This is a genomic window from Erythrobacter sp. HA7-11, assembly GCF_055693605.1.
Map to the genome: position 1 here is coordinate 1874971 of NZ_JBVFUF010000002.1, position 12549 is coordinate 1887519.

Sequence of the window (12549 nt, forward strand, 5' to 3'; positions counted from 1 at the left end):
TGCGGTTCATGTGGTTAGCTAGCGCGGCGCTGACGAGCCGCTCCGGTCTGTTCTCCCTTGGCTGCGCAGGATCATTCTGCGCATCAAGGTCATGGGGGTCATGGCGCGCATGCCGGGCACGGTCAGGCTGCGCAGGCGGACGACAAGCCCGAAGTCGATCATTGCGCAATGGGGCATTTGCCGCCCGAGCAATGCCCGCCGAAGAAGGAGCCGACCGGGCAAGAAGGGATGGACCATTCCCAAATGGTTCATGGGGAAATGGACCACTCCCAGCACCAGCAGGCTGACGATACTCCGGTCGACCATACGGAACCTAGCGGGATGGATCATTCCCAGATGGACCACTCACAACAGGGCGGGATGGACCACTCGGGTCACAATATGAGCGTTGACAAGTCCGTGCCCGGAGCCGCGCCGGAAAGCGCCGTCCCCGCCCGCGCATTCGAAGGGCCGCGCCACGCGGTCGATGCGATCTGGGGCGAGCAAGCCATGGCTCCATCGCGCCGCCAGCTCGCTCGCGAAAATGGCGGCATGAAAACCGGAATGGTGCTGATCGAGCGGCTCGAAGCGCGCTTTCCAACCAATGGCGGCGACACCGGGTACGTCTGGGATGCGCAAGGCTGGTATGGCGGCGACATCAATCGCTTCGTCCTCAAGACCGAGGGTGAAGGTGAATTCGGCGGCGAACTCGAAGATGCCGAGATACAGGGCCTTTACAGTCGCGCCATTGGGCCGTTCTTCGATCTGCAAGCCGGCTTACGGTTCGACCCGGAACCAGACTCACGCGCGCATCTGGTGCTCGGTGTGCAGGGTCTTGCGCCCTATATGTTCCATGTCGACGGCGCGCTGTTCCTGTCAGATCGCGGTGACCTCACAGCGCGCCTCGAAGGCGAATATGATCAGCGCATCACTCAGCAATTAATTCTGCAACCGCGCATCGAGGTTGAGCTTGCCGCACAGGATATTCCCGAGCGCGGGATCGGTACAGGCATCACCAAGATCGAGCCGGGCCTGCGCCTGCGCTACGAATTTAAGCCCGAATTCGCGCCCTATATCGGGGTCGAATACGAGGCAAAGCTCGGTGAAACCGCAGACTTTGCCCGCGCCGAGGGAGAAGACCCCGACGGGCTCAAAGTGCTTGTCGGGGTCCGCGCCTGGTTCTAGTCCGCTCGAACCAAGGGCTTACTTTACCACGTCCATTTCTTCGATCAGCGCGTCTGCGCCGTCGACTTTCTCCATCACCCACAGCATATAACGGCTGTCGACATGGATGCTGCGCGTGGTGCGCGGATCAAAATCCCAGTCCGAATTGACGCTTTCAAACGTGCCGTCGAACAACAGGCCGACCAGCTCGCCTTTCGCGTTCAGCGTCGCCGAACCGCTGTTTCCGCCGGTTACGTCGAGGTCTGACAGGTAATTCACCGGAACCGAGCCGATCGAGTCCAGTTTGTACTCGCCGTAATCTTTCGCCTCGATCAGATCGAGCTGGCTTTGCGGCGAATTGAAAGGGTCTTCGCCCGTGTCCTTTTGCGTGATCCCTTCAAGCGTGGTGAACGGCAGATAGGCCATGCCGTCAAACGGTGATCCGCCCATGACATTGCCGAAGGTGATCCGCAGCGTGCTGTTGGCATCTGGATAGGTCAACTGGCCTTGCTCGCGCTGCCACTGCGTGATCGCTTCCATGTAAGCGGGGCGCAAAGCGAGCGAGCGACCGGCGCGCTCCTCGGCTGCGTCTTCAAGGCCGCGCTCATATTCGTAAAGCGCAACCGCGAGCTCGACAAACGGATCATCGCTGGCCTCGAATGTCGCTGCGTCCGCCTCAATCAGGCCAAGGCGCGTCTCAGCATCGCCAAGCGTCGTGTTCGCATAAAACCGGTCGAGCAAGGCGGGCAGCTCAGCGGCGGTGGTGTTTTGCGTGAGGCCAAGCGCCTTATCGAAATCCGCGACCCGCTCGCCAATTGGCTGCTCAATGTAGCCGGAGAGGAACAGCACCCATTCGGCCTTGTCGACCGCCGGATCATAGCGCCGGTCAAGCGCTTGCAGGCCTTGGCGGAAGAAGGTCATATCGCGGTCTTGATAGCCAGGCTCGCGCTCCGCATTGGGCTTCTTGCGCTCTTGCGACAGGCGATAGAGCCGCTGGGCGGCCGAGAGCAGCGCCGGGCGCGTCGCATTGTTGTACCAGAAATTGGTGCGGGCGGCCTGCGCGCTCTCCTGCGAAAGTTTGGCCAAGGCAGCGATTGCTTCGCCATAGCCGGCGCGCGAGGAATCCGCCGCGATCCACTCAGCCAGCGCCGCTTCACGCGCAGCGCGGCGGTCCACCAGGCCTACACGCCGAGCGCCTTCGATCTGGCCGCGCAGGTTCTTTTCAAAATTGTTGAGGCCTGCAAGGCGGCTTTCATACTTCACCCGCGCGTCTGATCCGTCAGGCGCGGCGGTCTCGATCGTTTCGATCCAGCTGGTCAGCAAGCCCTGAAAGGTTGGATAGGTCCAATTGAACGTGTTCTCGACTTCGGCCAGCAGAGTGTAGCGGCTGGTCGAGCCGGGATAGCCCGCGACCATCAGGAAATCGCCATCGTCAACGCCAGCAGCGCTCACTTTCAGGTGATGCTCCGGCTCGTAGGGCACATTGTCTTCGCTGAAATCGGCGGCTGAGCCATCCGGCGCGACATAGGCGCGGTAAAAGGCGAAGTCGCCGGTGTGGCGCGGCCACTGCCAGTTATCGATATCACCGCCATATTTGCCGATCGAGTCCGCTGGCGCGTAAACGAGACGCACATCGCGCACTTCGAGCCGCTCGATCAGTTTGTATTGCGCGCCGCCATAGAAACTCGCGACGAGGCAACGATAGCCGTCCTGCTCCTCGCATTCGGCGGTGATGTCTTTCTGGCGCTGCTCGATCGCGGCGTAGCGGTCAATCGGAGCCATTTCGGCTGTGCCTTCGCGCACCCGTTCGGTCACATCGGTCAGCTTGGTAGTGACGTAAACCCGTGACCCAGGCGCGGCGGGCAGCTCATCACCTTTGGTTTCAGCAAGGAAACCATCGACGAGGTAATTGTTTTCTGCGGTCGAATTGTATTGCACCGATCCGCGCGCGCAATGGTGGTTGGTCACCACCAGACCTTCAGGCGATACGAAACTCGCCGAGCAACCGCCCAGTGAAACAACAGCACCCATCGGGAAGCCGGTGAGGTCAGCGAGTTGCTCTGGATCAAGCTCCAATCCCGCTTCTTCAAGCTGCCCGCTGATGTCCTGCAATTGGTCGGGCGTGAACATCCCTTCTTTGGCGATGGCGGGCGCAGCGAATGTGGACGCGCTGAGAAGCAGGCTGAGCGAGAAGAGCTTGGTGGATTTCATGGTATTCCTTTGACGAAAGGTCAGCGTAAGATCACGCAGGGTCTAGGGCAGCTCGGTTGCGCGTGCAAATTATGAAGCGTGTGCGCGGCGTAATAATGTGACGCGGGAGATTACTCAGCCGGCCCTTCATAGGCTTCGACGATGCGCCCCACGATCGGGTGGCGAACAACATCTGCCGCGGTGAAGCGCGTGATCGCAATGCCCTCGACGCCTTCAAGCCGTTCGACAGCATCGGCAAGCCCGCTCATCCGGTCACCGCCGGGAATGTCGACCTGCCGCGGATCGCCGCAGATCACCATCCGGCTGTTTTGGCCAAAGCGCGTGAGGAACATCTTCATCTGCTCGCGCGTGGTGTTCTGCGCCTCGTCGAGAATCACAAAGGCGTCCGCCAATGTGCGCCCGCGCATGAAGGCAATCGGCGCGATTTCGATCTCTCCGCTGGCAATCCGCCGCTCGACCTGTTCGGGCGGCATGCAATCATACAGCGCGTCGTAAATCGGACGCAGATAGGGATCGACCTTTTCCTTCATATCGCCGGGCAGGAAGCCGAGCTTTTCGCCAGCCTCAACCGCTGGACGCGAAAGGATAAGACGCTGCACGCTGCCCGAAATGAGCTGACTGACGGCTTGCGCCACCGCAAGATAGGTCTTGCCCGTGCCCGCTGGCCCGAGTGCAAAGATCAATTCATCGCGCGCAAGCTGCTTCATGTAAGGGATTTGATTGGCGGAACGCGGCACAATCGTTTTGCGCCGCGTGCGGATCATGATCGGCGGCTCTTCCTTGTCGCCGCTGATAATCCCTTCGAGCGTCGGCTCGTTCGACATCGCAATCAGAGACTCGATCGCGCCGCTGTCCAAATCCTGTCCCTTCGCAAGCCGATCGTACATTGTAGTCAGCGTCTCGCGCGCTCGCGCAACATTGTCCTCCGGCCCTTCGATCAGAATCTTGTCCCCGCGCGCATGGATCATCACCCCAAGCCGGTTTTCGACCTGCACCAGATTGGCATCGAACTGCCCGAACAGCGGCCCGAGCAGAGACTGGTTTTCAAACGTCAGCTCGGTCTTGGCGGGTGAGACATCGCCTGGATTAATTGCCTCGGGCACGACTGATGGATCAATTGCACCAGCGGCTTTTGCGGTCGGTTTGCGGCCCATAGGTTCCTTTGCGTTCTAGGCTCGTTATCGAGTCGGAAAGGTAAGCGCTCCGCCGGGCAAAGCAAGCGAGCGCGACTGTCGCAGCGGTGGAAAGTCATGCGCAGTTCATCGATTGATGCGTTACTTTAGGCCTCGCCAAGAGATAACCCTCTGGCCGCAATAGCAGGAGGCGCGTTTATGATGATGGATGCAACACTACTCGCTACCGCTCTGCTTGCGGCGCAGGCACAAACGCCCGCTCAATCCCCCAGCGAAGACAGCGCCCCGCCCCGCTCGCAAAACGAAATTGTGGTGACTGCGCCTGACGAAGCGCCGACAAAGCTGGAGCGGCAAAAAGAGCTGCGCCAGATGGTAACGCAAATCTTTCGCAAGCCGCGACAGGGCCGGACAGTCGGCACGTTCTTTGAAGCGATTTGCCCCAAGGTCGTCGGCCTGCCCGACAACGCCGCCAAAGTCGTAAAGGAGCGGATCGAAGAAAACGCCGCCCGTTTGGGCGCCAATCGCCGCGATCCTTCAACCCCGTGCACGCACAATGTGCTGGTCGAATTCATTCCGCCCAACAAAGGCGAGCCACAAGATTGGTTGACATACGATTCCGAAGAACTCGACCATCTGCTCAGCTATCGACGGATGTGGGTTCTGAACGAAGAAGGTCCGGTGCGCGCATGGAACACAATTCAAATTCGAAGCGCCGATGGCATACCGATCCCTGAGCGGACATACAGCCGGTTCCAACAGGCGCAAAACCGCCTACGTTCAACCTCTCGCTTGCGCAACCCGACCACGACCGAAATTCGGTCAGCCGTGGTGCTGATTGAACTTGCAAGCGCGAACGGCAAAACGCTCCAGCAATTGGCCGATTATGCGACAATGCGCGCGCTTGCTTCGACCGGAGAGCTTGAGCCAGGCACGGTGCCCGCCGCGCAGACAATCCTCACCTTGTTTCAAGACGACGCAGCGCCCGATGGTCTGACCACCTTCGATCAGGCGTTCATCACAGGGCTCTACCAAAAGTCGCGCAACACGCAGGCGAAGAAGTATTATAGCGGGATTGCCGCGACTGCGGCGAATATGGAGCTCGCCGAGGATCAACCCTCAGCGCAATAACTCACCTCGCATCGAGCTTGGCCGGCCTTCGACCAGATCGACGGTCACCATATCGCCGAGCTGCGCATCACCTTCGAAGAACACACTTTGCAACCACGGTGATTTACCGAGCCACTGGCCTTCGCGCTTACCCTTGCGTTCGACGAGGACATCGCAGCGACGCCCCACGGTCGCCTCGTTAAAGGCAAGCTGATCGCGTCCAAGCCGGTCTTGCAAGCGCGCGAGCCGATCTTCCATCACCTCTTGCGGGATTTGATCGTCCATCGTCGCGGCGGGTGTTCCGGGGCGCGGTGAGTATTTGAAACTGTAAGCGGCGGCATAGCCGACTGCATCGACGAGGCTCAGTGTGTCTTCAAACTCTGCCTCAGTCTCACCTGGGAATCCGACGATGAAGTCGCCAGACAGCGCAATGTCGGGGCGCACCTCGCGGAAACGCTCGAGCAGCTTGAGATAGCTTTCCGCCGTATGGCTGCGGTTCATCGCTTTGAGCACTCGGTCATTGCCTGATTGCACGGGCAGATGCAGGTACGGCATCAGCTTGTCGACCTCGTCATGCGCCGCAATCAGCGCATCGTCCATGTCGTTGGGATGCGAGGTGGTGTAGCGAATGCGCTCCAGACCATCAATTTTCGCAATGGCGTGGATGACCCCTGCAAGACCAACCGCCCTGCCCGCATCATCCTCTCCGCTCCATGCGTTTACATTCTGCCCCAGCAGCGTGATTTCGCGCGCACCAGCGTCAACCAGCTTGTGCGCTTCGTCGACCAAATGGCTGAACGGACGCGATATTTCCGCACCGCGCGTGTAGGGCACCACGCAATAGGTGCAGAACTTGTCGCACCCTTCCTGCACGGTCAAAAACGCATTGGGAGAGCTGCGACGACGCGTCGGCAGGCTGTCAAACTTGGCAATCGCGGGCATGTCCGTATCGGTCGCGCGCTCGCCCTGCACTGCACGATCGAGCATGTCGGGCAAGCGGTGATAGGCCTGCGGACCGACGACCATCGACACCGCCGGAGCGCGGGTCATAATCTCTTCGCCCTCGGCCTGAGCAACGCAGCCAGCCACCGCGATCATCGGTGCTTTCTTTTGCGTCTTGCCCTTGGTCAGGCGGCCAATGTCGGAGTAGATTTTCTCCGCCGCTTTCTCGCGAATATGGCAGGTGTTGAGCACGACCAGATCGGCGTCCTCCCCCTCTGGCGCAGGCGTCAGTCCCTTTTCGCCGAGCAGCTCACCCATGCGCTCGCCATCATAGACGTTCATCTGACAGCCGAAGTTTTTGACCCGGTAGGTCTTGGGAGGGGTGGTGACGGGTTTCATGATGGGCGGGCGTTTAGCGAGATTGGCGCGAGGGTTCAATTGGCGAGCGCTTGCATTTTTGTCGGGGGCTGGCAAATGTTGGCGATGAACAGCAAATCCATTGTCGCCATATCTGCCATGATAGCGCTTGCCTCTCCAGCCATCGCCGAGGAAACTGCCCCTACGCTGGCCGAGCGACAGTTTGCGCAAATCCTATCGTGGGAAGGCCGCTGGCAGGTCGCTGAAACCGATGCGCTTGAGATCGTGTTCGAGGTTACCGCGCGAGGTCATACCGTTGTCGAAAGGTGGGAAACCGCCTCGGGTCTTCACTCGATGACCGTCTATCATATCGACGGCGACAGGATTGTGGCCACGCATTACTGTCCGCAAGGCAACCAGCCACGGCTCCAGACAGTGGTAGGAAATGGCAACGCGATCACATTCGAATTTCGTGATGTAACCGGGCTCGATGAGGGAGAAAGCCATGCCTTCTCGCTCGCCTATAACCAGCGCGGCGACGGTTCTTTGATGCGCAATGAAGTCTATCGTAATGCTGAAGGTCCGGGCGAGCCGAGCAGCTACACGCTGATACGCTCGCCCAGTGGACTCTGACGCAATCAGGAAACCACCGCCTTCACGATCTTACCGGGGCTTGCAGGTGGCTCGCCGGTTGGCAGCGCATCAATGTGCTCCATGCCGCTCTCGACCTGACCCCAGACGGTGTATTGACCGTCGAGAAACTCTGCATCGTCAAAGCAGATGAAGAACTGGCTGTTCGCGCTGTCCGGCACCTGAGTACGGGCCATCGAGCACGTGCCGCGGGTGTGCGGCTCTGAATTAAACTCGGCCTTCAGGTCTGGCTTGTCGCTGCCGCCCATGCCGGTTCCAGTTGGGTCGCCGCCTTGCGCCATGAAGCCGGGGATCACGCGGTGGAACACTACGCCATCGTAGAAGCCCTCGCCCGCCAGCTCGGTTATGCGCTCGACATGGCCGGGGGCCAGATCAGGGCGCAGCTTGATCACAACGTCGCCGGATTCGAGGGTGAAGGTAAGTGTATCGGCCATGGGAAAGGTTTCTCCTGAAGAATTTGGCCCCGCTATACGCATATCGAGCCGCGAGTCACCCCCACCCTTCCCTCGAACACGCTTGCTTTTGAATGCGCGCAGCCTAGACAAACCGCCATGTCGGATGATGGCCGCCTCGATGATGATCTTGTGATCGATACCGCTCCGCAGGATACGGGCGATGATGGCGCGCGCCCGGATGACCGGATCGACGATGAACGGCACGATGAAGAAAACCGGCTGAAGCCGCGCTTTGTCCGCTCGGTTCGCGATGCATTCGAAGCGGGTGACAATGCCGCCGTGCATGATCTGGTTGAGCCGCTTCACCCAGCTGACGTGGCCGACCTGCTCGAATTGTTCGACTCTGATGAGCGGCAAGGTCTTGCCAGCGCGCTGTCCGATCTGATGAGCAGCGATGTGGTCGCAGAGCTCAACGATCACGTGCGCGAAGACATGATGGAGGCGCTCGAGCCGGAGGCGGTCGCGACCATCGCCGAACAGTTGGAGACCGATGATGCGGTCCAGCTGCTCGAAGACCTCGACGAGGAAGACCAGCAGGCGATTATCGCCGAGCTTGAGCCTGAAACGCAGGCAGCAGTTACCAGCGCGCTCGCCTATCCGGAGGAGACCGCCGGACGCTTAATGAACCGCCACTTCATGGCGGTGCCCGAGCATATGACGGTCGGTGATTTGATCGACTTTTTGCGCGAGGAAGGCGATCTGGAGCACGATTTCTGGGAAGTCTTTGTTGTCGACCAGCGCCACCACCCGGTCGGCACTTGTGCACTCAATTGGATCCTTACCAGCCCACGCTCGATCAAGCTCACCGATCTTATGAAGCGCGATCAGACGCTGATCCCCGTCACGATGGATCAGGAAGAAGTCGCGCTGATGTTCCAGAAATACGCGCTGATATCTGCTGCTGTGGTGGATGAGAGCGGGCGACTGGTCGGTCAAGTGACGGTGGATGACATCGTGCACATCATCTCCGAAGAAGCGGGCGAAGACGCGCTACTCCTCTCCGGTGCTGGCGATGGAGACATTAACGAGCCGATCCGCGAGGCGTTTTCCAGCCGCGTGCGCTGGCTGATCGCCAACCTTGGCACGGCTGTGGTTGCTTCGGCGATCATCGCGTTTTTCGGCGCTGCAATTGAAAAACTTGTCGCACTCGCCGTGCTGATGCCGATAGTCGCGAGCATTGGCGGGAATGCTGGCACGCAGACTATGGCCGTTGCGGTGCGCGCGATCGCGACCAACCAACTGACCCGCGCGAACACCTGGCGAATTTTGTGGAAGGAGTTCCGCGTCGCGCTGCTCAATGGCGCGACTGTTGCCTTGTTGATCGGGATCGCTGCAGGCTTGCTCTTCTCCCCGATGATGGGCGCGGTGATCGCGCTCGCGATGATTATCAACATCGCGGTGGCAGGCCTTGCGGGCGTGCTGGTGCCGGTGATCTTCGAGCGGCTTAATCAAGACCCTGCGGTCGCGAGCAGCGTGTTCGTGACGATGATCACCGACTCAATGGGCTTTTTGGCTTTCCTCGGCCTTGCGGTTGCGAGCGGATTGGTGCCGCTTTAGCTCTGCGGCTCGCTAACGCTCGCATCCTTGCGGACAAATAAAGTGGATATTACAACCTCATTTCTCGCAAAAGCCGCGAGACTGCCTATCTTGACCCCATGCCGCTTCATCTCACCAAGATCGCGTTCGGCGCGCAGAGCTATGCCGATATCGAAAGCTGGTATGCTGGGCGTCGTAGCCCCTATCTGACGACCAAGTATCGCCCCAAGCGCTGGGAAGAATGCATCGGTGGCTCTCTTTATTGGATCCACCAGCATGCGATCGTCGCGCGCTCGGAAATCACAGGTTTTACGCAAGGCGACGACGGTCGCTGGCGGATTGAGTTGAAGCCGGAGTTAGTCCGCGTCGACCCTCGCCCCAAGCGGGCGCACCAGGGGTGGCGTTATCTCAAAGGCGAGCCTCCGCGTGATCTCGATCCGGGCGAGGACATCGGCGATGCCCTGCCGGGTAAGTTGGCTGGCAAGCTAGAGCGCTTGGGACTGATTTAGTCCTGCCTCATTTTTTGGGCGGCGAAGGAATCAGCGCAGGTGTATTCGCAAGATACTCGCGATAGTCCGGATCATCGCCCCAGCGTTCCAATCCCTGTTTCATCTGCAGATTCACGCCGCTGATTTTTGTGAGCAACAGGAACACGAAGATTGGTGAAATCACCGCCAACCAGGACCATCCGGACAGCACCGGGATCGCCATAACCAGAATGCCAGTCCACAGCGTGATCTCGCCAAAATAGTTTGGATGGCGCGACCACTTCCATAGGCCAACATCGATAAACTTGCCCTTGTTGTCAGGATCATTTTTGAATTTGCTTTTCTGGGCGTCGGCGACCACCTCGAAAGTGATGCCGATCAGCCAGATCGCCGCCCCGATCCAGAAAAATGCGCCGATCTCTGCACGCTCGGTTGCGGTGATTGCGACCAGCGCAGCAGACGCGGTGAGGATCACCCAGAGAGCTTGCAGGGTCCAAGCTGCAAGGAAACGCGTGGGCTTAGTCTTGATCTTCTCAAAGCGAGAATCGCTGCCGCCCATCGCGTGAATTCGGATGTAGAGAAATGTGCCGAGCCGGATGCACCAGAGCGCGACCATCGCTGCGATCACGATCGCGCGTGTATCAAGCGAACCCATCGCATTGTATGCCGTCCAACAGGCAAAGCCGGTCACGGTGAGATAGGTGATCGCGCCCATCGTGTCGTAATACTTGTCCGACTGCGCGATGGCCGAGGGAATGTAGGCCAGCCAGTTTACCGCAAGGGCGATAATTGCGCAGAGCAGGAAGGCCGAATAGCCCCCGATTTCAACGCTGTTTGCCCCTGCAAAGTGCCCAAACCCCAGCGCAAAGGCGCTCACAACTATGACGACAATTATGCTCTTCATAAGCCCCTTAACGGATCACGCCTGCGCCTGTTCCTTGGCTTTCTCTTTCTCGACCACCCGGCGCAGCGCGTTGACATAGACCTCGGGAGCCTGCGCGCCGGGGATCATAAACTTGCCGTTGACGATCATCGCTGGCACCCCGGAAATGTTGAGGTCCCAGGCCTGGCGTTCCTCCGCGAGGACACGCGCCTCCAATTTCTCATCGTCCAAAGCCGCTTTGGCCGCCTCGCGGTGCAGGCCAACGCTGGCGGCGATATCGAGCAACACGTCACGTTCGCCAATCCGCTGTCGCTCGTTGAAATGCGCCTTGAACAGAGCGAGCTTCAAGTCGGTTTGCACCTTCGGCCCCGCCTCTTCGAGAGCCCAGCCGAGCAGCTTGTGCGCATCGCGGGTGTTCCACATCATCGCAGGCGGCGCCTCGCCTTTTTCGTCTTTGACGCCGTCATAGGTCAGTGACACGCCAGCGCTCTCCGCAATGCTGCGCATCTGCTCGCGGATTGCGGCGCGCTCTTCATCGCTGCGACGGTATTTCTTGGCGATGTGCGCATCCTGCTCCTCACCTTCGGCGGGCATGTCGGGGTTCAGCTCAAACGGACGCCAGCGGATTTGCGCTTCGACCTCTCCTTCGAGTTCCTCCAGCGCTTTGGTCAACTGACCATAGCCGATCAGGCACCACGGACACATGACGTCAGAGTAAATGTCGATCGTCATGGCAGCAGGCGAAGTCACGCGGTTTTCTCTAGCCACCAGTACATCAGGTTTGAGGCGATGGCATGCTTGGGCGGAGCTCGAAATGGCCCCTCGCCTGCAATCGACGCGGCCACTTCTTCGCGGGTGAAGAAGCGCACTTCGGCCATTTCGGTCTCGTCAATCGTCAGCTCGTCGCTATCGGTATAGCTGTGACAGCCGAGCATAAGCTGGCTCGGAAACGGCCACGGCTGGCTGGCAATATAGCTCACATCGCGAGCGCGCACTCCCGACTCCTCAAAGACTTCGCGCGCAACCGCTTCCTCGATGGTCTCACCCGGTTCGACAAAGCCAGCGAGTGCGGAAAAGGCGCCCTCGGGCCAGCCTTTGCCGCGTCCGAGCATCAGGCGGCCTTCGTGTTCGACCAGCATGATGGTGACTGGATCGGTGCGAGGGAAATGCTGCGCGCCGCAGCCGCCGCTTTCAGCCCCACAATTTCTCTGCCACCCGCCTTTGGCTATTTTTGTGGGAGCGCCGCATTGCGCACAGAAGCGGTGCCGCGCGTGCCAATCGGTGAGGCTGCGCGCCCCACCATAGAGCGCCAGATCACCCGGATCGAGCGTTGCCATCAGCGACCACAGCCGCGGATTCGCCATGCGCGGGCTGGCATCGCCTTGGTCGGGCACAGCGGCAAAGCACGCATTGCCGTCCAGCAATCCAAGGAACACCAGCTCTGCATCCTCCGGCGCATCGGCCAAAGTGCCCCATGCCAGCCGTCCCGCATCATCAAGTGCAGGCATCAAACCATCAAGCGCGAGCAGCCGCGCTTTCCAGTTCATCAGCGCAGCAAGCGCCTGTGGGTCAGCGCGCGTATTGTCCGCGCGGTCAATCGGCGAACCGGCAAAGGCAATAGGTCCGGTGGCGGAGGTTTTCGA

The 12549-nt window shown here is 59.8% G+C and carries 12 protein-coding genes; 5 read left to right on the forward strand and 7 right to left on the reverse strand.

Annotated elements, in window-relative coordinates; all coding sequences use genetic code 11:
• Positions 1-57 precede the first annotated feature (57 nt).
• A complete protein-coding gene (locus ACZ1GU_RS09680; RefSeq protein ID WP_472647796.1) occupies positions 58-1164 on the forward strand; it encodes a copper resistance protein B in 1107 nt (368 codons plus the stop codon).
• Positions 1165-1182: 18 nt separating this feature from the next.
• Here the strand turns inward: ACZ1GU_RS09680 and ACZ1GU_RS09685 are convergent, their stop codons facing one another.
• Both ACZ1GU_RS09685 and ACZ1GU_RS09690 read right to left on the reverse strand, forming a co-directional pair.
• Complete coding sequence (locus tag ACZ1GU_RS09685; RefSeq protein WP_472647797.1) at positions 1183-3354, reverse strand: S46 family peptidase; 2172 nt, start codon at positions 3352-3354, stop codon at positions 1183-1185.
• Between the two features lie 110 nt (positions 3355-3464).
• Complete coding sequence (locus ACZ1GU_RS09690; RefSeq protein ID WP_472648754.1) at positions 3465-4409, reverse strand: PhoH family protein; 945 nt, start codon at positions 4407-4409, stop codon at positions 3465-3467.
• A gap of 276 nt (positions 4410-4685) precedes the next feature.
• Here ACZ1GU_RS09690 and ACZ1GU_RS09695 point away from each other — a divergent pair, with 276 nt between their 5' ends.
• Positions 4686-5615 carry a hypothetical protein gene (locus tag ACZ1GU_RS09695; protein WP_472647798.1) on the forward strand — a complete coding sequence of 310 codons (930 nt, stop codon included), beginning with the start codon at positions 4686-4688 and terminating at the stop codon, positions 5613-5615.
• On the opposite strand, the gene miaB is transcribed toward ACZ1GU_RS09695, so the two are convergent.
• A complete protein-coding gene (gene miaB, locus ACZ1GU_RS09700; RefSeq protein ID WP_472647799.1) occupies positions 5604-6935 on the reverse strand; it encodes a tRNA (N6-isopentenyl adenosine(37)-C2)-methylthiotransferase MiaB in 1332 nt (443 codons plus the stop codon). The two genes, ACZ1GU_RS09695 and miaB, sit on opposite strands and share 12 nt — an antisense overlap.
• Before the next feature lie 84 nt (positions 6936-7019).
• Here miaB and ACZ1GU_RS09705 point away from each other — a divergent pair, with 84 nt between their 5' ends.
• A complete protein-coding gene (locus ACZ1GU_RS09705) occupies positions 7020-7526 on the forward strand; it encodes a hypothetical protein (RefSeq protein WP_472647800.1) in 507 nt (168 codons plus the stop codon).
• Positions 7527-7531: 5 nt separating this feature from the next.
• On the opposite strand, the gene ACZ1GU_RS09710 is transcribed toward ACZ1GU_RS09705, so the two are convergent.
• Positions 7532-7978, reverse strand: a complete 447-nt coding sequence (locus ACZ1GU_RS09710) for a peptidylprolyl isomerase (RefSeq protein WP_472647801.1) — start codon at positions 7976-7978, stop codon at positions 7532-7534.
• Between the two features lie 117 nt (positions 7979-8095).
• On the opposite strand from ACZ1GU_RS09710, the gene mgtE reads away from it, so the two are divergent.
• Positions 8096-9556, forward strand: coding sequence for a magnesium transporter (gene mgtE, locus ACZ1GU_RS09715; protein ID WP_472647802.1), 1461 nt, complete (start codon positions 8096-8098; stop codon positions 9554-9556).
• 98 nt (positions 9557-9654) lie between these two features.
• Positions 9655-10044: a DUF1489 family protein gene (locus tag ACZ1GU_RS09720; protein WP_472647803.1), complete on the forward strand. Its 390-nt coding sequence runs from the start codon at positions 9655-9657 to the stop codon at positions 10042-10044.
• 7 nt (positions 10045-10051) lie between these two features.
• Here ACZ1GU_RS09720 and ACZ1GU_RS09725 read toward each other — a convergent pair whose 3' ends face one another.
• From ACZ1GU_RS09725 to nudC, 3 genes are read right to left on the reverse strand one after another with little or no spacing between them, the layout of a single operon-like run.
• Positions 10052-10927: a DUF1295 domain-containing protein gene (locus tag ACZ1GU_RS09725; RefSeq protein ID WP_472647804.1), complete on the reverse strand. Its 876-nt coding sequence runs from the start codon at positions 10925-10927 to the stop codon at positions 10052-10054.
• Positions 10928-10942: 15 nt separating this feature from the next.
• Complete coding sequence (locus tag ACZ1GU_RS09730) at positions 10943-11638, reverse strand: DsbA family oxidoreductase (RefSeq protein WP_472648755.1); 696 nt, start codon at positions 11636-11638, stop codon at positions 10943-10945.
• A 14-nt stretch (positions 11639-11652) separates the two neighbouring features.
• The gene (gene nudC / locus ACZ1GU_RS09735) at positions 11653-12453 is read right to left on the reverse strand and encodes an NAD(+) diphosphatase (RefSeq protein ID WP_472648756.1); all 801 of its coding nucleotides are present in this window, start codon (positions 12451-12453) and stop codon (positions 11653-11655) included.
• Between the last annotated feature and the right edge of the window lie 96 nt (positions 12454-12549).